Origin of the sequence: Kingella kingae ATCC 23330 (assembly GCF_900111845.1) — a bacterium.
In the GTDB taxonomy this organism is placed as follows: domain Bacteria; phylum Pseudomonadota; class Gammaproteobacteria; order Burkholderiales; family Neisseriaceae; genus Kingella; species Kingella kingae.
The window spans coordinates 1-24,624 of sequence record NZ_FOJK01000006.1 but is presented as its reverse complement, the minus strand read 5'-3'; the positions used below and the strand labels follow the sequence as shown (position 1 = coordinate 24,624).

General features: G+C 47.2%; 23 protein-coding genes. 14 read left to right on the top strand and 9 right to left on the bottom strand.

Translation table 11 applies throughout. From position 1 onward, the window contains the following. Positions 1-380 precede the first annotated feature (380 nt). From BQ5809_RS02140 to dnaE, 3 genes are all read left to right on the top strand, one after another. Positions 381-1,379: a porin gene (locus BQ5809_RS02140; protein ID WP_003788234.1), complete on the top strand. Its 999-nt coding sequence runs from the start codon at positions 381-383 to the stop codon at positions 1,377-1,379. A 313-nt stretch (positions 1,380-1,692) separates the two neighbouring features. After that, on the top strand, positions 1,693-2,745 hold the full coding sequence (locus tag BQ5809_RS02135) for a porin (RefSeq protein WP_003788232.1): 1,053 nt from the start codon (positions 1,693-1,695) through the stop codon (positions 2,743-2,745). Between the two features lie 123 nt (positions 2,746-2,868). Then, positions 2,869-6,318 carry a DNA polymerase III subunit alpha gene (dnaE, locus tag BQ5809_RS02130; protein WP_032827822.1) on the top strand — a complete coding sequence of 1,150 codons (3,450 nt, stop codon included), beginning with the start codon at positions 2,869-2,871 and terminating at the stop codon, positions 6,316-6,318. Between the two features lie 236 nt (positions 6,319-6,554). Here dnaE and BQ5809_RS02125 read toward each other — a convergent pair whose 3' ends face one another. Genes BQ5809_RS02125 through BQ5809_RS02115 form a run of 4 tightly spaced genes read right to left on the bottom strand, consistent with a single transcriptional unit; the run spans position 6,555 to position 8,786 of the window. Then, the gene (locus BQ5809_RS02125) at positions 6,555-7,211 is read right to left on the bottom strand and encodes a trimeric intracellular cation channel family protein (protein WP_003788226.1); all 657 of its coding nucleotides are present in this window, start codon (positions 7,209-7,211) and stop codon (positions 6,555-6,557) included. Between the two features lie 49 nt (positions 7,212-7,260). Beyond that, positions 7,261-7,422, bottom strand: coding sequence for a type II toxin-antitoxin system TacA family antitoxin (locus BQ5809_RS10160; RefSeq protein ID WP_003788225.1), 162 nt, complete (start codon positions 7,420-7,422; stop codon positions 7,261-7,263). A 43-nt stretch (positions 7,423-7,465) separates the two neighbouring features. After that, positions 7,466-8,146, bottom strand: a complete 681-nt coding sequence (queC, locus tag BQ5809_RS02120; RefSeq protein ID WP_003788223.1) for a 7-cyano-7-deazaguanine synthase QueC — start codon at positions 8,144-8,146, stop codon at positions 7,466-7,468. Beyond that, complete coding sequence (locus BQ5809_RS02115; protein ID WP_003788222.1) at positions 8,133-8,786, bottom strand: DedA family protein; 654 nt, start codon at positions 8,784-8,786, stop codon at positions 8,133-8,135. Before BQ5809_RS02115 ends, queC begins: the two co-directional genes overlap by 14 nt. 93 nt (positions 8,787-8,879) lie before the next feature. Here BQ5809_RS02115 and argJ point away from each other — a divergent pair, with 93 nt between their 5' ends. Continuing rightward, on the top strand, positions 8,880-10,097 hold the full coding sequence (argJ, locus tag BQ5809_RS02110; protein ID WP_019390054.1) for a bifunctional glutamate N-acetyltransferase/amino-acid acetyltransferase ArgJ: 1,218 nt from the start codon (positions 8,880-8,882) through the stop codon (positions 10,095-10,097). 262 nt (positions 10,098-10,359) lie between these two features. Here the strand turns inward: argJ and BQ5809_RS02105 are convergent, their stop codons facing one another. The 3 genes from BQ5809_RS02105 to BQ5809_RS02095 all read right to left on the bottom strand — a co-directional run bounded on the left by BQ5809_RS02105 (position 10,360) and on the right by BQ5809_RS02095 (position 12,259). After that, on the bottom strand, positions 10,360-11,025 hold the full coding sequence (locus tag BQ5809_RS02105; protein ID WP_003788216.1) for a methionine ABC transporter permease: 666 nt from the start codon (positions 11,023-11,025) through the stop codon (positions 10,360-10,362). An 81-nt stretch (positions 11,026-11,106) separates the two neighbouring features. After that, positions 11,107-11,529: a hypothetical protein gene (locus BQ5809_RS02100; RefSeq protein ID WP_003788215.1), complete on the bottom strand. Its 423-nt coding sequence runs from the start codon at positions 11,527-11,529 to the stop codon at positions 11,107-11,109. Then, positions 11,522-12,259, bottom strand: a complete 738-nt coding sequence (locus BQ5809_RS02095) for a methionine ABC transporter ATP-binding protein (protein ID WP_003788213.1) — start codon at positions 12,257-12,259, stop codon at positions 11,522-11,524. The genes BQ5809_RS02100 and BQ5809_RS02095 overlap by 8 nt, the downstream gene beginning before the upstream one ends. Before the next feature lie 317 nt (positions 12,260-12,576). On the opposite strand from BQ5809_RS02095, the gene BQ5809_RS02090 reads away from it, so the two are divergent. The 5 genes from BQ5809_RS02090 (at position 12,577) to BQ5809_RS02070 (ending at position 19,346) form a co-directional block, all read left to right on the top strand. Continuing rightward, positions 12,577-13,323, top strand: a complete 747-nt coding sequence (locus BQ5809_RS02090; RefSeq protein WP_003788211.1) for a glutathione peroxidase — start codon at positions 12,577-12,579, stop codon at positions 13,321-13,323. A 228-nt stretch (positions 13,324-13,551) separates the two neighbouring features. After that, positions 13,552-14,961, top strand: a complete 1,410-nt coding sequence (locus BQ5809_RS02085; protein ID WP_003788209.1) for a dihydrolipoyl dehydrogenase — start codon at positions 13,552-13,554, stop codon at positions 14,959-14,961. 139 nt (positions 14,962-15,100) lie between these two features. Then, positions 15,101-16,783 carry a glutamine--tRNA ligase/YqeY domain fusion protein gene (locus BQ5809_RS02080; RefSeq protein WP_003788208.1) on the top strand — a complete coding sequence of 561 codons (1,683 nt, stop codon included), beginning with the start codon at positions 15,101-15,103 and terminating at the stop codon, positions 16,781-16,783. 85 nt (positions 16,784-16,868) lie between these two features. Beyond that, a complete protein-coding gene (mutY, locus tag BQ5809_RS02075; RefSeq protein ID WP_174259097.1) occupies positions 16,869-17,924 on the top strand; it encodes an A/G-specific adenine glycosylase in 1,056 nt (351 codons plus the stop codon). 102 nt (positions 17,925-18,026) lie between these two features. Beyond that, positions 18,027-19,346: an anaerobic C4-dicarboxylate transporter gene (locus BQ5809_RS02070; protein ID WP_003788205.1), complete on the top strand. Its 1,320-nt coding sequence runs from the start codon at positions 18,027-18,029 to the stop codon at positions 19,344-19,346. Between the two features lie 181 nt (positions 19,347-19,527). On the opposite strand, the gene BQ5809_RS02065 is transcribed toward BQ5809_RS02070, so the two are convergent. Then, complete coding sequence (locus tag BQ5809_RS02065; protein WP_003788203.1) at positions 19,528-20,457, bottom strand: LysR family transcriptional regulator; 930 nt, start codon at positions 20,455-20,457, stop codon at positions 19,528-19,530. Between the two features lie 132 nt (positions 20,458-20,589). Here BQ5809_RS02065 and BQ5809_RS02060 point away from each other — a divergent pair, with 132 nt between their 5' ends. From BQ5809_RS02060 to BQ5809_RS11220, 5 genes are all read left to right on the top strand, one after another. After that, complete coding sequence (locus BQ5809_RS02060; RefSeq protein WP_003788200.1) at positions 20,590-21,408, top strand: PrpF domain-containing protein; 819 nt, start codon at positions 20,590-20,592, stop codon at positions 21,406-21,408. A gap of 54 nt (positions 21,409-21,462) precedes the next feature. After that, a complete protein-coding gene (gene aroQ, locus BQ5809_RS02055) occupies positions 21,463-21,894 on the top strand; it encodes a type II 3-dehydroquinate dehydratase (RefSeq protein WP_003788198.1) in 432 nt (143 codons plus the stop codon). A gap of 204 nt (positions 21,895-22,098) precedes the next feature. Further along, positions 22,099-22,986 (top strand): shikimate dehydrogenase family protein, encoded by an 888-nt coding sequence (locus BQ5809_RS02050; protein ID WP_003788195.1) that lies wholly within the window; start codon positions 22,099-22,101, stop codon positions 22,984-22,986. A gap of 62 nt (positions 22,987-23,048) precedes the next feature. After that, entirely contained in the window at positions 23,049-23,669 is a 621-nt protein-coding gene (locus BQ5809_RS11225; RefSeq protein WP_003788194.1) for an MFS transporter, read from the top strand. Between the two features lie 40 nt (positions 23,670-23,709). Next, a complete protein-coding gene (locus tag BQ5809_RS11220) occupies positions 23,710-24,381 on the top strand; it encodes an MFS transporter (protein WP_003788192.1) in 672 nt (223 codons plus the stop codon). On the opposite strand, the gene BQ5809_RS11215 is transcribed toward BQ5809_RS11220, so the two are convergent. Beyond that, on the bottom strand, positions 24,363-24,624 hold a 262-nt coding region (locus BQ5809_RS11215), incomplete at its 5' end, for a hypothetical protein (RefSeq protein ID WP_234982865.1). The two genes, BQ5809_RS11220 and BQ5809_RS11215, sit on opposite strands and share 19 nt — an antisense overlap.

The following is a 24,624-nucleotide window of genomic DNA, read 5'->3' as shown; positions in this document are numbered from 1 at the left end:
AAGCAGCCTGCACTTTAAATAGTATGATGTGCAGGCTGCTTTTAAAATCACAATCGCAATCCAAAATAAGTATTAAGCAAACAAAATTATCACATTAGCTCAGAAGGGGTAATAATTTTGTTACAAAAAAACAACACATTTTAGAAAGTGTGGTGCATTAATATAAAATACATAAAAACAATAATTTATTTTAAAATTGGCGATGAAATTAATCAGAGTAAACGTAAAGCTGTCACAAAACCGCTTGCCTATCTGGAGGTAAAAACTATATATTGCACCCACAACGCCAAGCGCAAAGTTTGGTAGTCGAAGTTAAATTTGATACAACATGTCGGCGAAAACCGACCCTTTTTCAACTAAGTGCTAAAAGGAACTTAAACATGAAAAAAACTTTAATTGCAGTAGCATTGGCTACTTTGTCTGCAACTTCAATGGCTGACGTGATTTTGTACGGTAAAATCAAAGGTGGCGTGGAAGTAACCAAAGAAAAAGGTGAATCTGGTACAGATACTACAATCGTAGACTACGGTTCACGTATTGGCTTTAAAGGTCACGAAGAATTGAACGCTGGCTTGAAAGCAATCTGGCAATTGGAACAAAAAGTAAACATCGGTGGTAAATCTACTGGTTTCGGTACTCGTAACTCATTCATCGGTTTGGAAGGTGGCTTTGGTCGCTTGACAGTTGGTTACCAACACAACCCAGTGGGTGATTTTGCTGGCAATTTGGACCAATGGAGTTATGATTCTGGTGCAGCAGGTTTAAGTGTGTTTACTCGTGGAACTGCTATTAACAAACGTCGCGTTAGTGCATACTACACTAGCCCAGATTTCGGTGGTTTCTCTTTAGGTGCTTATGTTTCTCCTAGCGATAACAATAGCACAGACGATAGCGATAAAGCAGTTTACGCAGCAAGCTTGCGTTACAAACACGCTTCTGGCTTCTTTGCTGATGTATTGGGTGGTATGGCACACAAATCTGCTGTAAATGGTAAAGATGGTTACCAAATTGTTGCACAAGCAGGTTACGATGCTGCACCTTGGTTTGCAGGTGTTGCATACCAAACTACTCGTGGTGTAAACTTGGATGACTATGCTGATGCATACAAATCTCAAGAAGTTGCTGCATCTTTTGCTTACGATGTAAGTGACGCATTGAAAGCTAAAGCATCTGCTGTTTATGGCTTTGGTTTCAAAAATGTGGATGGTGCTAAATTGTTTAATAATGGTAAATATTACCAAGCTGTTATCGGTGCTGATTACGCATTGAGCAAACGTACTGTTGCTAATGCACAAGTTGGTGCAATCCGTGCTAAAAATGCTGCTGGTGAAAATAAAACAGTTGGTACTTTAAGCGTTGGTATGGGTCACGCATTCTAATCTAAATTATCGCTTGATAATTTAATCTAACAGCCCCTGTTTTGGCATTGCTAAAACAGGGGCTGTTTGTGTGCAGGCTGCTTTTTGATGCAAAAAAGCGACATGGGGCGAAGCTGTTTTATTTTGTATTTAATTGAATAAAAACAATATTGCTGAAACGGATATGATTTTAGATGCCTAATCCTAATTTTTATCTATAAATTGGGTTAATGTGTTTGTATTCTGTTTGCAAACCTTGTATATTTACAAATCAGGAAGATTAGTGTGATAATTAAGCACGCTATTTTATTTTATGCACATAAGGAAATGAATAATGAAAAAAACGTTATTAGCGATTGCGTTAGCTGCGGTATCAACCACTTCAATGGCGGATGTAATTTTGTATGGTAACATTAAAGGCGGTGTGGAAGTGACCAAAACGGTAGGCGTAAACGGCACAACCACAGCTATTGCCGATTATGGTTCATTTGTTGGCTTCAAAGGTCATGAAAACTTAAATGGCAATTTAAAAGCCATTTGGCAATTGGAGCAAGACGTTGATGTGGCTGGTGGTGCATACGGCAAAAACCGCACACAAGGTTTTGGCACGCGCGATTCGTTTGTTGGTTTGGCAAGCGATTTCGGTACAGTTAAAGCCGGTTACCAAAGCACTCCTATCAAAGCGGTAAACGACCGTTTGGATATTTGGGAATATGGTCAAGGCGGCAAAGTGGCTGGCTTGGGCGAATTCACACAAGACAGCGATGCTAACACTCGCGCAGTGGCTATTTCTTACGAAACACCAAACATGGGTGGCTTTACCGCTACGGCTTATGTATCGCCTAGCGATAACAACCAAGGCAATAAAACAGATGGTCGCGACCGTTCAATCTATGGCGTGGGTGCAAGCTACGAACAACCAGAAGGTGGCTTCTTTGCTGATGTGGCTGGTGTATATGTGAAAGCGGGTGCGAATAACTTTACCAATACTTCTGCACGTCATGCGCCTAATTATGACCATGCGTACCAAGCGATTGTTCAAGCTGGTTATGAGCAAGGTAATGTGTTAGTGGGCGTGGCGGCACAACGTGCGAAAAATGTGGACGTAAACTACGATGTTCGCAACGAAGTAGCTGTGTCTGGTGCATATAAAGTGAGCCCTGCATTGCGTTTGAAAGCATCTGCAGCATACGGCTTTAAATTGGCTGACCAATCTGGTGCGAAAGCATACGGCAACGGTAAATACTTGCAAGGTGTTGTGGGTGCGGACTATGCGTTCTCTAAACGCACGATGGTTAATGGTCAAGTTGGCTACACGCAATTTGGTAACAAAGCCAACAACAACCGTACTGGTGCAGTTAGCATGGGTATGAGCCATAAATTCTAATTTTGCTATTTAATCAAAAGCCCTGTAATCCTAATTGGATTGTGGGGCTTTTTGCCGTGCAGGCTACTTTTACCGAATATGCTAAAATACCGCCCAATTTATTCAAAAAAGCAGCCTGCACTTATGTCTAATTCTATCTTTGTCCCACTTCGGGCGCATTCCGAATTTTCGATTACAGATGGCATCATTCGCGTGTCGGAACTTGCCAGCCATGCCGCCAAGTTGGGCTATCCTGCGCTGGCTTTAACCGATTTGATGAACACGTTTGGCTTAATCAAATTTTATAAAGCGTGTCGCAAAAAAGGCATCAAGCCGATTATTGGCGCAGATATTCGCGTAGAAAATCCCAATCAAGCCGATGATTTTTACAGCGTGTTGCTGCTGGCAAAAAATCATCAAGGCTATGTGCGTTTGGCAGAATTGCTCACCGCTGCCTACGAAGGCGATGGGCGCGATTTGCATTGCCCCAAAGTGTTGGAACGCGATTTGGCAAACGGCGACAATTCGGGCCTGATTTGTTTGTCGGGCGCACAACAGGGCGAAGTAGGGCGACATTTGCTGTTGGATAATGTGGCTGATGCACGTGCTGCTGCACAAAAATACGCAGCGTGGTTTCCCAATGCGTTTTATTTGGAATTGCAACGCCTAAACGAAAAGCCCGAATGGGAACAATGTGTCGCAGGCAGCCTGCACTTGGCAGCGGAATTGGATTTGCCTGTGGTGGCAACGCATCCGATTCAGTTTTTGCAACGCGAAGATTTTAAGGCGCACGATGCGCGAGTGTGTATTGCTGGTGGCTGGGTGTTGGCAGACAAAAAGCGTCCGCAAAATTTTGTCGATAGCCAATATTTTGTGTCGCCACAAGAAATGGCGGAGCGTTTTGCCGATATTCCCGAAGCGTTGGCGAACAGCTTGGAAATTGCTAAACGCTGCAACGTGACTTTAACGCTGGGCAAGCCTGTATTGCCCAATTTCCCCACGCCAAACGGCATGGATTTGAACGATTACTTGGTGCATTTATCCAACGAAGGCTTGCGCGAACGTATGGCGGTGCTGTATCCCAACGAAGACGAACGCACCCAAAAAATGCCCGAATACCAAGCGCGTTTGGATTTTGAGTTGCAAACCATTATCCAAATGGGCTTCCCTGGTTATTTTTTGATTGTGCAAGACTTCATTAACTGGGCAAAAAACAATGGTTGCCCCGTTGGGCCGGGGCGCGGTTCGGGTGCAGGCTCGTTGGTGGCGTATTCGTTGCGAATTACCGACCTAGACCCGCTCAAATACGCGCTGCTGTTTGAACGCTTTTTAAATCCAGAGCGTGTGTCCATGCCCGACTTTGATATTGACTTTTGCCAAGCTAATCGCGGTCGTGTCATTGAATATGTGCGCGAAAAATACGGCAAAGAAGCGGTTAGCCAAATTGTGACCTTTGGTACGCTGTCGTCCAAAGCCGTGATTCGCGATGTGGGGCGCGTGTTGCAGCTGCCGTTTGGTTTGTGCGACCGTTTGTCCAAGCTTGTGCCAGTGGTGCAAAACAAGCCACTTGGATTGCAGGCTGCTTTGGAAGAAGAGCCCGAAATCGGTAAAATCATTCAAGAAGAAGAAGCCGAAGAATTGCTGGAATTGGCAATGAAATTGGAAGATTTAACGCGTAATTTGGGTATGCACGCAGGGGGCGTGTTGATTGCGTTGGGCAAGATTTCCGATTTTTGTGGCGTATATCAAGCCGATGAAAGCTCGTCGCCTGTGTCGATGTATGACAAGGGCGATGTGGAAGACATTGGCTTGGTAAAATTTGACTTTTTGGGCTTGCGAAATCTGACGATTATCGAAATGGCGCAAAATTTCATCAAGCAAACCACAGGCAATGTGGTGGACGTGAACTACATTCCGCTGGACGACCAAAAAGCCTATCAAATTTTCCGCAGCCCACCCAACACCACCGCCGTGTTCCAGTTTGAATCCAGCGGCATGAAGCAAATGCTCAAAACCGCGCACACGACCAAGTTTGAAGAATTGATTGCGTTTGTGTCGCTGTATCGCCCCGGTCCAATGGAGAACATTCCCGATTTTGTGGCGCGAATGAAAGGCGCAGACTTTGAATATTTGCACCCTTTGCTTGAACCTGTGCTTGAACCGACTTATGGCATTATGGTGTATCAAGAACAGGTGATGCAGGCGGCTCAAGTGATTGGTGGCTATTCCTTGGGTGGTGCGGATTTATTGCGCCGTGCGATGGGTAAAAAGAAACCCGAAGAAATGGCAAAACACCGCGAAATTTTTGCCAAAGGTGCAGCCGAACAAGGCATTAGCCAAGGAAAAGCCGATGAAATTTTTGACTACATGGAAAAATTTGCAGGCTATGGTTTCAACAAATCGCACGCAGCGGCATATGCTTATGTGTCGTACCAAACGGCGTGGCTTAAAGCGCATTATCCTGCCGAATTTATGGCGGCAACCATGTCAAGCGAGTTGGACAACACCGACCAGCTCAAAGTGTTTTATGACGATGCGCGGAGTAAATTAAACGGCATCAGCTTTTTGTCGCCCGATATCAACGAATCGTTTTATCGCTTTATCCCCAACAAGAACAAGCAGATTCGTTATGCTTTGGGCGCGATTAAAGGCACGGGCGAAGCAGCAATCAACGCGATTGTGGCGGAACGTGAACGCGGTGGAAAATTTGTTAGCCTGTTTGATTTTTGCGAACGCATGGGCAAGCAGCACATTAATCGCCGCACCATTGAAGCCCTGATTCGTGGTGGCGCGTTTGATAGCATCGAACCCAATCGCGCGATGCTGTTGGAAAACGTGGAATTAGCGTTGCAAAATGCCGAGCAAAAATCCAGCAACGCCACGCAAGGCGGTTTGTTTGATATGTTGGACGATGCGTTGGACGAAATCCAAATGCAGCCTGCACCTGCGTGGGATTTGGCGCAACAATTAACCGAAGAAAAAACCGCCATCGGCTTTTATTTGAGTGGACACCCATTCAAACCACACGAAGCGGAAGTGCGCCGATTTACCCCGACCAAGCTGGCACATTTACGCGCCCAAAACGACAGCCAACGCATTGCAGGCTTTGTCACATCGGTGCGCACCATCAACACCAAAAAAGGCAAAATGGTTGCCATTGTGTTGGAAGACGATTCGGCAACGCACGAAGTCTTGCTGATGGGCGAAACGCTGGAAAACACGCCACGCGAATTGTTGCAAGCCGACCAAATTTTGATTTGCGATTGCCGTGTGCGCGAAGACCGCGGCGAAAAATCGGACGGCGGTTTGCGTATCAACGTCAATGCGGTGTACACGCTCAACCAAGCACGATTGCATTATGCAGGCTGCTTGAAATTGCATTTGCGCCCCGAACACGATATTGATGCGTTGGTTGCGCTGTTGCAGCCCTATACTCAAAGCGAAAACAAACGCATTCCTGTGCAAATTTACTATCAAAACGACAAGGCGCGTGGCACATTGCTGCCCAGCACGCATTGGGCGGTGGAAGTAAACGAAACTTTGTTCAACGATTTGGGTCAATTACTTGGCACAATGGCGGTGCGTGTGGAATAAAATTGCGCGAAATCAAAAAGCAGCCTGCACTTTCTATTAATTGAAAGTGCAGGCTGCTTTTTAAGCAATATTAAACTAGGACAAGGCGAAATTATAGTGAATTATAGTGAATTAAATTTAGATTAGTACAGCGTTGCCAACTCCCTTATGTACTAGCTGTACACGGCGGTCGTTGTCGCCTTGTCCTAGTTTGAATTTAATCCACTATAAATTGAGGTGGCAAAAGCAGCCTGCACTTATTTGCGCCGATTAGGCAAAGTCAAAGTGGGCAAATTCCAACCGCGATACACCGCCAGCATTCTAATCGCAAAAATCAAACACATTGCCGAAATACTGCGAAACCAGTCGCCCGCCCAATGGCTCGGCAACGCCAAATAATACGCGCTGCCTATAATAGACGCGGTGATGTAGATTTCTTTTTGCAGCACCAGCGGAATTTTGCGGCACACAATGTCGCGCATCATGCCGCCTGCAACTGATGTAATCGCGCCCATAAGCAGCACAATCGGCGCACTCATGCCACGCGAAATAGCAGCCTGCGCCCCAATAATGGTGAATGCTGCCAAGCCCAGCGCGTCAAACCAGCGCAAGGCTTTGTCCACGCGGTCAAAGCTGTGATAAAAAATCTGCACCACCAGCGACACGGCAAAAATCCAATACAGATAATTCAAATCGTGCAGCCAAAAAATCGGGTGGCGATTGAGCAGCAAATCGCGCACCGTGCCACCGCCCACACTGCCTAAAAACGAAATCATAAATGCGCCAAACATGTCAAAGTTTAGGCGTTTGGCAAGCATGGTTGCGGCAACGGTGCAGGCTGCTACGCCTATCATATCCAGCGTGTAGATAATGCTGCTAACAGAAGGGAGATTGTGTGGGAGTTGGTCTAGCATGATGTTTTGTTATTTAAACTGCGAGAATGCCAAAATCAGCGCGAGTGGCTCATCGTGCAAAGGTGTTGCACCAAATAATTGATACCAGTTGCAACATAAATTCCGTCATATTGGTATGACTTAATTCGGCGGCTTTGGTCAAAATAGCCTTATCTTCGCTGCTGATACGAAAGGCAATGCGTTGGTTTTCATGGCTAATCACTTGGGGCATGATATTCCCTTTGTGTGCATTAAAGATGTACAGTTTAACACTTTTAAAGTGCAGGCTGCTTTTTATTCTGTTCACATTCCGCCCAATATTCCTGCAAACCCCGTTCGCGCAACACGCAGCTTGGGCATTCGTGGCAACCGCCGTCCACACCCATATAGCAAGTGTGGGTGCGCGTGCGAACAAAATCCAACGCGCCCAATTCGTCTGCCAATGCCCACGTTTGCTTTTTGGTCAGATACATCAACGGCGTATGCAGTCTAAATTCATAATCCATTGCCAGTTGCAAAGTTTGCTGCATGGAATCAATAAACACTTGGCGACAATCGGGGTAGCCCGAAAAATCGGTTTCGCACACACCAATCACAATATCGTGAATTTGCTGCGATTTGGCATAAATGGCGGCATACAGCAAAAACAGTGCATTGCGTCCGTCCACAAACGTGTTGGGCAAACCGTTGTCTTGGGTTTGAATGCGCGCTTGGCTGTCCATCAGCGCGTTGTGCGTAATGCTGCCCACCAGCGACAAATCCAACACCGTTTGGGCGATACCGAGTTCTTGGGCGATTTCGGTGGCGCGTTGCAATTCAATTGCGTGGCGTTGTCCATAGGCAAACGTCATCGCCTGCACATGGTCTTTGCCATATTGCGCGATGGCTTGAATCAGGCAAGTAGTGGAATCTTGTCCACCCGAAAAAATCACGAGTACGCGCTTATTTTGTGTCATTTTGTTTACCCATTTTCGCTTTAATCATTTCAAACACCATTGGCAACACCGACACCACAATAATCCCAATCACAACTTTGCCAAAATTGTCTTTCACCATTGGCAAATTGCCAAACAAATAGCCCAAATACGTCAGCGACAACACCCACGCCAACGCGCCAATAATGTTGTAGCGAATAAATTTGCTGTAATTCATATCGCCCATGCCTGCCACAAACGGCGCAAACGTGCGAACAATCGGCACAAATCGCGCCAAAATAATGGTTTTGCCGCCGTATTTTTCATAAAACGCATGGGTTTTGTGCAAATATTCTTGCTTAAAGATTTTGCTGTTGGGATTGGCAAACAGTTTTGCGCCAAAGTATTTGCCAATCGCAAAATTAACGGCATCGCCCAAAATGGCGGCAATCAACAATACGCCCACCACAGCGTGAACATTCAAATTGCCTTGCGATGCCGCTGCCACCGCCCCTGCGGCAAACAGCAATGAATCGCCTGGCAAAAATGGCGTAACCACCAATCCTGTTTCGCAAAACACAATCCAAAACAAAATCGCATACAGCCATGCGCCGTATTGAGCGGTGAGCGCGACCAAATGCTGGTCAATGTGGAGAATAAAATCAATGATGGTTGCAATCATGTGCAGGCTGCCTAGATAGTCAAAAAACGCTATTTTATGCTACATTGCGGCTTTGACCAAATCTGTTTATTTCACAAAACGAAAGGAAGCATCATGGCTGTGAACTTAACCGAAAAATCGCCCGACCAACTGCGTTTGATTGATGGCGTGCAACTGTTTACTGCGCAAGCTGGTATCAAAAAAGCCCAACACGATGACGTAACGCTGATGCTGTTGTCGCCTGAAAGCACTGTGGCTGCGGTGTTTACGCAAAACAAATTCTGCGCTGCACCTGTTCGCGTGGCAAAACGTCATTTGTTCAACGAAAACGGTATTCGTGCACTCATCATCAACACAGGCAACGCTAACGCTGGCACGGGTGCATCGGGCGAACAACACGCGCTGCAAATGTGTGCAGCAGCGGCAAAAAGTGCAGGCTGCTTGCTCGAACAAGTGTTGCCGTTTTCCACAGGCGTGATTTTAGAACCGTTGCCGATTCAAAAAATCGTGGACGCATTGCTCAAAATCCGCCAAGTGGATTGGGGTTTGGCAGCGCGTGCGATTATGACCACCGACACCGTAGCAAAAGCCGCTAGTGCCGAAGCGCGAGTAGGCAATCATCACACCGTTCGCGCCACAGGCATTTCCAAAGGCGCAGGCATGATTTGCCCGAACATGGCGACCATGCTCGGCTTTATCGCCACCGATGCGAATATTGCCCAACCCATTTTGCAGCAAATGACCGAAGACATCGCCAACGAAACCTTCAACTGCATTACGGTAGATGGCGACACCAGCACCAACGACAGCTTCGTGATAATTGCCACAGGCAAATGCGGACAAAACGAAATTGACAACATTGCCGACCCACGCTATCAACAAGTCTATGATTTATTAAAACAAGTGGCATTGGAATTGGCGCAAGCGATTGTGCGCGATGGCGAAGGCGCAACCAAATTCATTACCGTGCGTGTAGAAAACGCAAGCAGCCTGCACAATGCGCGAAAAATTGCCTATGCGATTGCCCATTCGCCGTTGGTTAAAACCGCGTTTTCGGCAAGCGACCCCAATTTAGGGCGCATTTTGGCGGCGATTGGCTATTCGGGCGAAGCGGTTGATGTGGACAAATTGCGTTTGTATTTGGGCGATGTTTTGGTGGCGGAACAAGGCGGACGCGCGGCATCGTATCAAGAAGCAGACGGTCAGCGCGTGATGAACGAAGCGGAAATTTTGGTGCGCGTTGATGTGAACGCAGGCACGCACCACGCTACGGTTTATACTTGCGATTTGACCAAAGAATATGTGGCGATTAATGCGGATTATCGTAGTTGATTAGCGCAAAAGGGCAAAGCAGCCTGCACTTTCTATTAACAAAAAGTGCAGGCTGAGATTTTGTATAGTGATTTAAATTTAGATTAGTATGGCGTTGCCAACTCCCTTATGTACTACGCGTACACGGCGGTCGTTATCGCCTTGTCCTAATCTAAATTTAATCCACTATATAATAGATGATTGGGGATATGATTGCGATGTGATAAAAGCAGCCTGCATGAAAACAGTTAAAGTGCAGGCTGCTTTGTACTAAAAACAATGCTTACCGTTTATTCAGTTTGCCCGAAATAAAATTGCCTGTGGTTTGAATGATGACCACCAACACAGTCAGCAACACCACCACCGCTATCATCACATCGGGCATATAACGCTGGTGTCCGTAGCGAATACCCAAGTCGCCAATGCCACCACCGCCAATTAAACCTGCTGCCGCGCTGGCTTCCAGCAAGCCAATCAGCAAAATCGTAATGCTCAACACCAAGCCAGAACGCGCTTCGCTCAACAGCACTTTGAACACAATCGTGCTAGGCGATGCGCCCATAGCCTGCGCGGCTTCTACTACGCCACGCGAAACTTCTTTTAAATTCTGTTCCACCAATCGCGCAAAATAAAAGCAGCCTGCAATGCTCAACGACACGCTAGCGGCAAGCGGGCCAAACGATGTGCCAACAATTAAGCGCGTCAATGGCATCACCACAATCATCAAAATCACAAACGGAAACGCACGCATAAAGCTAACCGCCGTGCCAAGTGTGCGATGAATCGGGCGATTGGCGAAAATTTGCTCATAGCCACTGGTAAACAGCCACACGCCCAACAGTCCGCCCAAAATCACGCTCACGGTTGCCGACACACCCACCATGGTTAGCGTTTCCACAATCGCCTGTTTGAAGTCGGGTAGCAGTTTGTTTAAGTTTTCAAAATTCATTTTGTTTACTTCGTTTATTTGGTTGATTTAAAGTGCAGGCTGCTTTTTTGTTTATCAATTATCCAATAAATCATCAAACAGTCAAACGCCCAATCCTATTAGTAAAAGCAATAGGAAAACGCCCAGCAACGGCATACCTAATCCATTCCAAAAAGCGGAACGATGCGAGCGATATAGCTTTTGTCGCAGCAATCCTATTAGCCAGCCGATTGACCAACCCAGCATACCTATTATGTGCAGCAACACCGCAGGTTCGTGCGAGACAATCGTTTGCCACAACACGAGCCACAGCAGAAGATTCTGGCTCAACGCCATGCCTGTGATAAAAAATGGCTTGGGTTGAGCCAATGTGGACAGCGCAATCGGCACAAACAAAACGATGATGAGATACCACCAGCCAATGTATAGAGAATGCAGCCAAATGGTTGCGCCAATAATCGGCAGCGAGATGCCAATAGCCAGCAAAACATCGGCAATTGCGCGGTGCAGGCTGCTTTTAATCATCGCGCAGCAATTCCTGTCCAATTTCCGATTGCGCCAAAATTGTGCCATTTTGCACTTGCGCCACTTCCAGCAATTTGCCCTGATGCAGCAATGCGGTGCGATGACACAGCTTGCGAATCACGCTCATTTCGTGGGTAACAATTACAATGGTTACTTTAAATCGCTCGTTGATTTCGCGCAGACATTGCAACACGCTGCGTGTGGTAATCGGGTCAAGCGCAGAAGTCGGCTCGTCTGCCAAAATCACGCTCGGATTGGGCGCAAGCGCACGAGCAATGCCCACACGTTGTTTTTGTCCGCCCGAAAGTTGCGCGGGATAATGCCCAGCGCGTTCGGTTAGCCCAACAATTTCCAAGCATTCGGCAACACGCGCCGCGATTTTGTCCTTATCCCAGCCTGCAATTTCCAACGGAAACGCGACATTTTCGGCAACAGTGCGATTGCTCAACAAGTTAAACTGTTGAAAAATCATGCCGATTTGTTGTCGTGCTTGGCGTAGTTGCGCTTCGTTTAGGCTGGTTAAATCTTGCTCGTTTACCAAAACCTTGCCCGAATCGGGTCGCTCCAATAAATTGATTAGGCGCAACAGCGTGGATTTGCCTGCACCCGAATAACCCATTAAGCCAAAAATTTCGCCTTGTTCAATGGTTAAACTGGTCGGCTCAACGGCAGTAAAGCGCGTGTTGTCGCGGGTTTGGAAGGTTTTGGTAACTTGGTCTAATACAATCATTGTGTGGTCTTTTCAATGCAACAAAGCCCGATGCACGAACACAACGGGCTTTGAAAATTCATCGTCCTAGCTTAGCTGTTTGCCCGCAAGCTGTGTCAAATCGGCATAAGATAAGGTGTCGATTAAACGATAAATCATACAATGATGTCAAGATGATTTGCTTCTATGCGATAGAACGAAAATGCAGGCTGCTTTGGATGCCCTAATGTTGCCTGCATAGTTTTGTGCAACGGTTTTCATTGTGAAAATAAATTGCAAGCAATTCAAATCAATAGGTATAATCCGCCTCGTTACTAACCCACATTTGGAGATATAAAATGTCTGTACAAATCAAAACAGCAGCAGAATTAGAAGGTCAAAACGTACCAGCAGTCGTATTCCACACACGACAAGATGATGCGTGGGTAGATGTTTCTACTGACGACTTGTTCAAAGGCAAAACCGTTGCCGTGTTCTCATTGCCAGGCGCGTTTACGCCAACTTGCTCTTCAACTCACTTGCCACGCTACAACGAATTGGCAGCAGAATTCAAAAAACGCGGTGTAGATAGCATTGTTTGTATTTCTGTAAACGACACATTTGTGATGAACGCTTGGTTGGCTGACCAAGAAGCTGAAAACATCATCGTTGTACCAGACGGTAATGGCGAATTCACCAAAGGCATGGGCATGTTGGTAAGCAAAGAGGCATTGGGTTTTGGCGACCGTTCATGGCGTTACTCTATGCTGGTTAAAGATGGTAAAATCGAAAAAATGTTCATCGAGCCAGTAAAAGACGGCGACCCATTCGAAGTGTCTGACGCTGACACGATGTTGAAATACATTGACCCAACTTGGACACCACACGAGTCTGTGTCTATCATCACCAAACCAGGTTGCCCATTCTGCGCCAAAGCCAAAGCTTTGTTGAAAGAAAAAGGCTATGCATTTGAAGAAATCGTGTTGGGTCGTGATGCGTCTATCACTTCTGTACGCGCGATTACTGGCAAAGCGACTGCACCACAAGTGTTCATCGGTGGCAAATACATCGGTGGCAGCGAAGATTTGGAAAAATATTTCGCATAATAAGTGTTCCCCGTGGCGTGGCAGTTTTCTCCTCCTTTTCTGTCGCGCCCATTGGGTAGCGTGCTAGTTTTCTCCTCCTTTTCTAGCCGTTGCCCCCTGAATAGCCCACAGGGTTATTCAGGCAGCCTGCAATATTTTGTTATGATGCAGGCTGTCTGAGTAACTCTTTTTATGCATCATAATTATTGATTTTAACTAAAATATTTTCAACTTTATAAGGATTTAGCTATGAAAAAAATTCTAGCAGACGTAGTAGTGATTGGCGGTGGAACAGCTGGCATGGGTGCGTATCGCAATGCCTTGTTGCATACCAAAAATGTATATTTGATTGAAAGCCATGTATTTGGTACGACTTGTGCGCGTGTCGGCTGTATGCCGTCAAAATTGTTGATTGCAGCGGCAGAATCGCGTCATCACGCTTTGCATACCGACCCATTTGGTGTGCATTTGGACAAAAGTTCGATTGAAGTCAATGGTGTAGAAGTGATGAATCGCGTGAAATCTGAGCGCGACCGTTTCGTTGGCTTTGTCGTGTCAGACGTGGAAGAGTGGGACGCAGATAAACGCATCATGGGCGCGGCTAAATTTATTGACGAACACACCGTCCAAATTGACGACCACACGCAAATCACGGCAGAGCGCATTGTCATCGCCACAGGTTCGCGCCCTGTTGTTTTCCCACAATGGGAAGTCTTGGGTGACAAGTGCATCATCAACGATGACGTGTTTTCGTGGGACACATTGCCCGAAAGCGTTGCCGTGTTTGGCGCAGGTGTGATTGGCTTGGAATTGGGTCAAGCCTTAAAACGCTTGGGTGTGAACGTGGAAATTTTCAGCGTAGGCGGTGCGATTGGCGGTATTTCTGATCCAGTTGTATCCAACGAAGCCAAAGCGATTTTTGGCGCAGAGTTGCCTTTGCATTTGGACGCGAAAACTGAAGTCTCTTTAAATGCAGACGGCAAAGTGGAAGTGAAATGGGAGCAAGACGGCAAAAGTGGTGTGTTTGTGGCGGATTATTTATTGGCTGCCGCAGGTCGCCGTCCGAATGTGGACAACATCGGTTTGGAAAACATCAACATTGAACGCGATGCACGTGGCGTGCCAACCGCTGACCCGTACACCATGCAAACCAGCATTCCACATATTTTCATTGCAGGCGATGCGTCTAACCAACTGCCGTTGCTACACGAAGCCAGCGACCAAGGTAAAATCGCAGGCGAAAATGCAGGTAAATATCCCAATATTTCCAAAGGTTTACGCCGTAGCATGATTGGTGTGGTATTTACCACTCCGCAAATCGCGTCTATTGGTAATCGTTTTGCAGGTTTGAAAGCGCAGTTTGGCGATGATTTTGACAGCAAAGTGGCGATTGGCGAAGTTTCATTCAAAAATCAAGGGCGTAGCCGTGTGATGTTGGTTAATCAAGGTCATTTGCGTGTGTATGCCGAAAAATCAACAGGCAAATTCTTGGGTGCGGAAATGGTTGGGCCTGCTGCCGAACACATCGCGCACTTGTTGGCGTGGGCGCACCAGTTGAATTTGACTGTGCCGCAAATGTTGGATTTGGCGTTCTATCACCCTGTGATTGAAGAAGGTTTGCGTACTGCTTTGCGTGATGTGAATGCGAAATTAGCGTAATCGGTTGATATTGAAGTGCAGGCTGCTTTTTTACTTGCCAAAGCAGCCTGCACTTTTTGTGTGCATACAATTTAAGCGGTTTAAGGTAAAATCGCGCGATTGAAAAAGCAGCCTGCATTTATATTTAGAGAAAGAAATCATGCTAAACAAAGACCAATTCGCCGATAACCATTTTATCCGCACCATTATTGAAGACGATTTGAAATCAGGCAAACACACCGCCATTCAAACGCGCTTTCCGCCCGAGCCAAACGGCTATTTGCACATCGGACACGCCAAATCTATTTGCTTGAATTTTGGCTTGGCGTATGTGTATGACGGCTTGTGCAATTTGCGTTTTGACGACACCAATCCCGAAAAAGAAAACCAAGAATACGTTGATTCCATTAAAGAAGATGTTCAATGGCTCGGCTTTAAATGGAATGGCGAACCGCGTTACGCTTCCGATTATTTTGACCAATTATTTGATTACGCAGTCGGCTTAATCAAAGACGGCAAAGCCTATGTTGATGATTTAACAGCAGATGAAATGCGCCAATATCGCGGCACTTTAACCGAAGCGGGCAAAAACAGCCCTTGCCGCGAACGCAGTATTGAAGAAAATTTAGATTTATTCATGCGAATGAAAAACGGCGAATTTGAAGACGGCAGTAAAACCTTGCGCTTGAAAATTGACATGGCATCGGGCAACGTGAATTTGCGCGACCCTGTGATTTACCGCATTCGCCGCGCCCACCACCACAACACAGGCGACAAATGGTGCATTTACCCAATGTATGATTACACCCACGCCATTTCCGATGCCATTGAAAATATTACACATTCTTTGTGTACATTGGAATTTGAAGCGCACCGCCCATTGTATGATTGGGTGTTGGACAATATTCCTAGCCCAAGCCACCCACGCCAATATGAATTTTCGCGTTTGGAATTGCTGTACTCAATCACATCAAAACGCAAATTAAATCAACTTGTTACAGAAAATCACGTTTCAGGCTGGAACGACCCACGCATGCCGACTATTTCAGGCATGAGAAGACGCGGTTACACGCCCGAAGGTTTGCGTTTGTTTGCCAAACGTATCGGCATTTCCAAATCGGAAAATGTAGTTGATATGGACGTTTTGGAAGGTGCAATCCGCGAAGAATTGGAACACTCTGCGCCGCGTTTAATGGCAGTGGTTAATCCATTGAAAGTTAGGCTGATAAATTTTGAAGCGGGCAAAACGCAAAGCCGTACCGCCGCATTCCACCCAAATAACGACAGTTTTGGCGAGCGCGATGTGCCAATTTCATCAACAATTTACATTGAACAAGACGATTTCGCCGAAGAACCGCCAAAAGGTTGGAAGCGTTTGACCTTGGGCGGCGAAGTGCGTTTGCGCCATGGTTATGTGATGAAATGCGATGAAGTCGTGAAAGATGAAAATGGTCAAGTCGTTGAATTAAAATGCAGTATTGACCACGACACGTTGGGTAAAAATCCCGAAGGGCGCAAAGTGAAAGGCGTAATCCATTGGGTGTCTGCGGAACACGCTGTGCCTGTGAAAGTGCGTTTGTACGACCGTTTGTTTACCGTTGAACGCCCTGACGCGGTGCGCGGCGATGACGGCGAATATGTGCCGTTTACCGATTTCTTGAACCCCAATTCTATGCAAGAAATCACGGCTTACGCGGAAAGTGTGGTAAACGATTTGCCGCCCGAAAGCCGTTGGCAATTTGAGCGAATTGGTTATTTCGTTACCGACCGTTTTGAACACAAGCAAGGGCAAACGCCTGTTTTCAATAAAACGGTTGGGCTGAAAGATACTTGGCAAAAATAATATCCATCTAATCAATTAAAACAAAGTGCAGGCTGCTTTTGAAATCTACAAAAAGCAGCCTGCACCTTTTATCCACATTATAAAAATGAACACAACCCTACACTTCCCTGATTTCGCCACACGCTTGGTTGCTTGGCAGCGCGAACACGGACGGCACGATTTCCCTTGGCAAGTGCGCGACCCGTATCGTGTGTGGCTGTCAGAAATTATGTTACAGCAAACGCAAGCCAGCACGGTGCGCGATTATTACACGCGCTTTGTTGCCGTCTTGCCCACCGTGCAAGACTTGGCAGCCGCTGAACAAGATACGGTTTTGGCGTTGTGGGCAGGCTTGGGCTATTACAGCAGAGCGCGAAATTTGCAGGCTGCCGCGCAACAAATCGTGCAAGATTTTGGCGGACAATTCCCCAGCACGCGACTGGAATTGGAACAGCTAAAAGGCGTAGGACGCAGCACCGCCGCCGCGATTGCTGCCTTTGTCTTTGGTGCGCGAGAAACGATTTTGGACGGCAACGTCAAGCGCGTGTTGTGCCGCGTGTTCGCCCAAGACGGTGAGCCGCAAAACAAAGCCTTTGAGCGCGAATTATGGGCGTTGGCAGAAAGCCTGCTGCCCGAACAATCTAGCGATATGCCCGCCTACACGCAAGGTTTAATGGATTTGGGCGCGACCCTTTGCATACGCAGCAAACCGCAATGTTCGCGCTGCCCCATGTCGGATAAGTGCTTGGCATATCAACAAAATTTAACCGATGTTTTACCGCGCAAAAAAACGCCTGTTGCCGTAAAGCAGCAGACGCTTTTTTGGTTGATTTTGGTGCGCGAAGACGGTGCAATTTGCGTGCAAAAACGCCCCAATCGCGGCATTTGGGCAGGTTTGTATGGTGTGCCAGAACAAAGCAGCCTGCACGATTTGGCGAACTGTGCCACCGCGTGTGGCGCAAATTGGCAAGATGCCGAAGAACGCGCCAGCATTGCCCATCGCCTGACGCATCGCGCGTTGGAAATTGTGCCGTATGTGTTGCGTGTGGCAAACGACACGCCCGTACCGAGTGCAGGCTGCTTGTGGTTGCCGCACCGCGATTGGGCGGACTATGCCATGCCGACTCCGTTGGCAAATGGTTTGGCGGATTGGGTTGCGTGATAGCTAATTAGAGTGGATAGTTGAATTCAATTACAAAAAATACGATAAAATGGTAAAATTTGGTAGTTTTATTTCAGTTTTAACAGAAAGTTTGTATATAAGATGTTGTTTTTGATTCAATTTGCCATTGTGTTGTTTTGCATTTTGGTTGGCGCACAAAAAGGCGGTATTGGTTTGGGCGTGTTTGGTGGCATTGGTTTAGCGGTGCTGACGTTTGGTTTTGGTTTCGCGCCAACCAGCCCACCCATTGATGTGATGTTGATGATTATGGCAGTCGTGAGCGCGGCAGCGGCCATGCAAGCGGCAGGCGGTTTGGATTATATGATTCAAATTGCAACCAAAGTGCTGCACAAAAATCCCAAATACATCACGTTTATTGCGCCTGCGGTAACGTATTTGTTTACCGTGTTGGCAGGTACAGGACACGTTGCCTATTCGGTATTGCCCGTGATTGCCGAAGTGAGCCGCCGCAACGGTATTCGCCCATCGCGTCCTTTGACGATGGCAGTGATTGCATCACAATTCGCGATTGTCGCCAGCCCGATTGCAGCAGCGGTGGTAGCAACCGTTACCTTTTTAGAACCGCAACACATCACCTTGGGCGATGTGTTAAAAGTAACCGTGCCTGCGACCATTTTGGGCATTGGTTTAGCGTGTGTGTTTGTCAATAAACTGGGCAAAGAATTAAAAGACGACCCGCATTATCAAGCCTTGTTGCGCGACCCTAACTATGCGGCACAAGACCAGGCCAATGTGCAGGCTGCTTCTGGCGATGCGGTAAACAAAACCGCGAAATTATCGGTAGGCATTTTCTTGTTTGCCGCTTTGTTGGTGGTGTTGCTGGGCGCGATGCCGTCGCTGCGTCCTGTGTTTGAAGGCAAGCCAATGGGTATGGCACACACGATTGAAATTGTGATGTTGGCAGCAGGCGCATTGATTATTTGGTTATGCAAACCTGATGCCGATGCGATTACCAAAGGCTCGGTTTTCCACGCAGGTATGCGCGCCGTGATTGCCGTATTTGGTATTGCATGGCTGGGCGACACCTTAATGCAAGGTCATTTAACCGAAGTAAAAGAAGCCGTGTCTGGCTTGGTGCAGGCTGCTCCGTGGACATTTGCATTTGCCTTGTTTGTATTGTCGGTGCTGGTAAACAGCCAAGGCGCAACTGTGGCGACTTTGTTCCCTGTGGCGATTCAACTGGGCGTGCCTGCGCCGATTATTATTGCGACTTTTGTGGCGGTAAACGGCTATTTCTTCATTCCTAACTATGGCCCAATTATTGCCGCGATTGACTTTGATACCACAGGTTCAACGCGCATTGGTAAATACATTTTCAACCACAGCTTTATGTTGCCAGGTTTGTTGAGTATGGTGTTTAGCTTGATTTTTGGCTTGATTTTGGCGCAGATTTATTGGTAAATGGTTGGGTAGTTATAGTGAAATGAAATAAAAATAGGACAAGGCGACAATGCCCGCCGTGCAAATAGCACATAAGGGCGTTGGCAACGCCGTACTATTGCGATTTCATTTCACTATACAAAAAGCAGCCTGCACTTTAAGTAAACAAAAAGTGCAGGCTGCTTTTTTATTGATTGTTGATTCACTTCATCGCCAACACGCTCAACCCAGGTAAATTGGCAAAACCTTCTTCGCGCACAATATCGCAAAAATCGGTCAAATACGCGCAATCGGCATCTTCGCTGCGAATGGCGGCATACAGCTCGCTTTGCAGTGGCGTGTCGGTGAGCGTTCGCGCCACGACATATTGTTTTTCTACATACGGCATCACCGACCAATAGGGCAGGGCGGCAATACCGCGTTTGCTTGCCACCAGTTGCACAATCGCAATCGTCAGCTCGCTATGGCGGCGCATGGGGTTGATGCCGCGTGGCAACAGCACTTTGCGTAACAAATCCAACATATCGTCTGGCACAGGATAAGTAATCAGCGTTTCGTTAATGAAATCTTCCGCTTGCCAGATTTCTTTTTGCGCCAATGCGTGGTCTGGGGCGCAAATGCCAACCATTTCGTAGGCAAACAAAGGCTGATAGACAATGCCAGCTTGCGGCACGGCTTCGGACACAATCGCCAAATCGGCACGGTGCGTCAATAACAACGCCACAGGGTCAGCTTGAAAGCCCGATACAATGTCCAATTCCACTTGTGGCCATTGCGGACGGAACACGCCCATGGCAGGCATCAGCCAATCAAAACAGGTGTGGCATTCCACCGCCACGCGCAATTCGCCTGCGTCGCCGTGGATAATTTGCATTAAGTCGCGTTCGGCAGCGGCAACGCGCGGCAACAGTTCGCGCCCGAGTTTGAGCAAGCGTTCGCCTGCTGGTGTGAAGCGCAATGGCGTGGATTTGCGTTCAAATAATGGCGTGTCAAAATAGTTTTCCAACACGCGGATTTGGTGCGACAAGGCAGATTGGGTCAAATGCACGCGCTGGGCGGCAAGCGATACGCTGCCTGTTTCTTCCAATGCCAACAAGGTGCGTAGGTGGCGAAGTTCTATGATGCTGTCCATGATGTGTGTGATGTGTATTCAATGAATGAGATAAGGCTGGCATATTAAAATAATTCATGATGTGGTGCAAACGCAAAGCAGCCTGCACTTTAAAGTCATGGTTGTTTATTTATTTTTGTTATAGCTGTTAGTTTGAGTAATGACTATATAACCGTTGTGCCGTTTGCCTTGGAGCGCGGCATGATTCAAGCGCAAGGCGACACCACAACCGTGCGCGTGCTGACCTTAAACACAGGCATGCTGGCGGATATTACTGTGCAAACGCCCAACGGCGAAATTTCGTATGATGGCGATGCCAAAATTGATGGCGTACCCAACACATCTGCCCCCATTGAAATCAATTTTTTGGACACCGCAGGCTCGGTCGCAGGCAGTTTGTTGCCCACAGGTCAAGTGCTGGATACGTTTGATTTGGGCGACTTCGGTTCGCTGGACGCGACTTGTATCGACAATGGTATGCTCATGGTTTTGGTTTGTGTGGCGGATTTAAATCGCACAGCTTATGAAAGCGTTGCCGATTTGAACGCCGACACCGAATTGAAAGCGACTTTGGAACGCCTGCGTTTGGTGGCTGCTGAAAAAATGGGTTTGGGCGATGTGCGCGATAAAAACTACCCCAAAATGTGTTTGCTCAACAAAGCGATTGATGGCAGCGCGATTCACACGCGTTGCTTTATTCCACACGTTTGCCACGATGCAGTGGGCGTGTTAGCAGCGGTTACCGTTGCCACCGCGTGCGTGATGCGCGGCACAGTTGCAGATGGTTTGAGCAATGTGCAGGCTGCTTTTGACGCGAAAAGCACCATTTCGGTAGAACACCCAAGCGGCGAATTTAGCGTGGTACTCACATTGGATTCGCAAGGCATGGTTACTAGCTCGGCTTTGTTGCGAACGGCGCGATTGATTATGCGCGGCGAAGTGATGATTTCGAACTATGTTCAGTTTCGTTAAATCGTGTAAAATCGACGTGCAGGCTGCCTGTATAGTTCAACGAAAGGAAATCAAATGAATGTTTTGGTCATCAACGGCCCTAATCTCAATTTACTGGGTTTGCGCGAGCCGCATATTTATGGCGCAGAAACCCTTGCCGATGTAGAAAATAAATTGGGCAAATTGGCAGGCGAATTGGGCTTGTCGGTGCAATGTTTTCAGCACAACCATGAAGGTGCGATTGTGGACAAAATCCACGAATCACGCGGCAAAGTAGATTGGATTATCATCAACGCAGGCGCGTACACGCATACCAGCGTGGCAATCCGCGATGCATTGGGCGGTGTCGATATTCCGTTTGTAGAAGTGCATATTTCCAATGTTCATGCGCGAGAAGCATTCCGCCATCATTCTTATTTGTCGGACAAGGCAACAGGCGTGATTGTGGGCTTGGGAACATTTGGCTACGAAGCGGCATTACAATTTGTCGCACGCAAGAAAAAATAGCAGTAAACACATAGTGAAGTGAAATAAAAATAGGACAAGGCGACAACGTCCGCCGTGTGCGAATAGGAATAGCACATAAGGACGTTGGCAACGCAGTACTATTGAAATTTCACTTCACTATAAAAAGCAGCCTGCACATTGGTAGTAATGAATAATGGGCGTGCAGGCTGCTTTATATATCTAAACACATCAGGAGACTCAATTATGCTTATCAATGGACGCACCGAAATCATTGCCCACATTGGTTATCCTACACACACCTTCACATCGCCCATGATTTACAACCCGTATTTTGCCGATGCAGGCATCAATGCGTTGGTTGTGCCAATGGGTTCAAAAGCGGAAGACTACGCCGAATTTTTGCCAGCCGTGTTCAAGTTGAGCAACATCATCGGCGCGTTGGTTACCATGCCACACAAAGTAACCACCGCGCAAATGCTGGGCGTGGATCGCATTACCAAAACCGCACAAATCGCAGGTGCAGTCAATGCCGTTCGTTTGGGTAAAGACGGCAAATTGGAAGGCGATTTGTTTGACGGCGAAGGCTTTGTACGCGGCATCAAAAACAAAGGCTTTGAGCCAAAAGGCAAGTCGGCAATGGTAGTCGGTAATGGCGGCGTAGGTTCGGCAATCGCAGCGAGCTTGGCAGCGGCTGGTATAGCGCGTTTGGCGTTGTTTGATGTAAACGAAGAATCATCGCGCAAATTGGGCGCACGTTTGCAAGAACATTATCCAAACTTGCAACTGGAATACGCCAGCAACGACCCAACAGGCTTTGATTTGTTGGTAAACGCCACGCCAATGGGCATGAAAGAGGGCGACCCAATGCCTGTGGATTTGGACAAAGTATCCAGCCAAACTTTTGTGGGCGATGTGGTACTCAAATCCGAGCCAACCGCCTTTTTACAAGCCTGTCAGGCAAAAGGCTGCACCATTCAAGTGGGCGTAGATATACTGTTTGAACAAATTCCTGTGTATTTGGAATACTTCAATTGGAATACTTCAATTTGCCAACCACCACCGCGCAACGCTTGCGTGAATTGGCAGATATTCGTTACTAATCTTTCATTCAATCTTCATCAAACAAAATAAAGTGCAGGCTGCTTTTGTGGTTTTATCAAAGCAGCCTGCAACCTTAAATTAGGAGTTGCAGTATGTCGGGAAACAATATCGATGTACGCGAGCTGCTAGACAGCCGAGATGTGAGCGCGTATCAAAAATTTATCGTATTCATCAGCTTTTTGATTGTGGTGATGGACGGTTTTGACGTAGTGATTATGGGCTTCGTAGGCCCAGCCCTCAAAGAAGCATGGAACTGGACAAACAGCGATTTAGCTACCGTGTTGTCGGCAGCCTTGTTTGGCTTGACCTTTGGCGCACTCACCGCAGGGCCGTTGGGCGATAAATTCGGTCGCCGCAAAGTGCTGACTGCCAGCGTATTCATTTTTGGTTTGTTTACTTTGTTGGTTGCCACCGCGTCCAGTAAAACAGAATTCATCGTTTATCGCTTTATTGCAGGCTTTGCCATGGGCGGTATCATGCCGATGGTTGCCACTTTGGTCAAAGAATACTCGCCCGTTAAACGCGCATCTTTATTGGTAACGATTGTATTCGCAGGCTTTACCGTAGGCGCAGCAGGCGGCGGCTTTTTGGCAGCGTGGATGGTGCCCCATTTTGGTTGGGCAAGCGTATTCGTATTGGGTGGCGTATTGCCAATTATCACCGCCGTTGTGATGTTCTTTACCTGCCAGAATCGCTCACTTTCTTGGTATTAAAAGGCGGGCAACGCGAAGAAATCCGCAAAATCGTAGAACGTTGCGCACCAGGTGTAACCACTGCCGAACCACATTCACCGTACCAACGCCACCTAATACCAGCACCGATGTCAAAGAAAGCCCCATTCAAATCGCATTGAACAGCCACTATCGCTTGGGCAGTATCCTATTGTGGAGTAGTTACTTCCTGCACTTATTCTTGGTGTACTTGCTCGGCAGCTGGATGCCAACCATGATTAAAGAATCAGGCATGACTACATCACAAGCCGCGATTATTTCCGCCATGTTCCAATTGGGCGGCCCACTTGGTTCAGTCATGCTCGGCTGGTTCATGGACAAATTTGAACCACATCGCGTCATTACATCAGCCTACGTCTTGGGTGCAATCATGTTGGTTGTGATGAGCAACATCGGTGGCGAATACCTGCTCATGTGTATCGTAGCATTCGTCATTGGTGCAGGCTTCAACGGCGGTGGTACAGCCATGAACGCCTTGTCGAGCAACTTCTTCCCATTGCCAGCACGCGCCACAGGCAACAGCTGGATGCACGGTATCGGACGCACAGGCGCGATTATCTCCGCATTTGCAGGCGCATGGATGCTGAACGCAGGCTGGAATTTCTCGACCGTAGCATTAGCATTGACCGTGCCAGCCGTATTCATCGGCATTTTGCTCACCGTTAAATTCCTGCGTTACCGCACCTTATCGTAAATCGTAGCGCAATAAAAAGTGCAGGCTGCTTCGTGTAGAAAAGCAGCTTGCACATTGTTATTTTCATTTACATGATTAAGAGAGAGCATAGCGTTGAGTCGCTCTACCTGTGCTGTGTTGAGTTTACCGAATTCCAATTTCCAAGAAGTTGAAAAATAAAAGTTGTGGAAAAACAGAGAATTGCAAAAAAGTTGTAAAAAAGTGCTAGAAATTATTTGACGGTTTGTGGTGAGTAGCGTATAG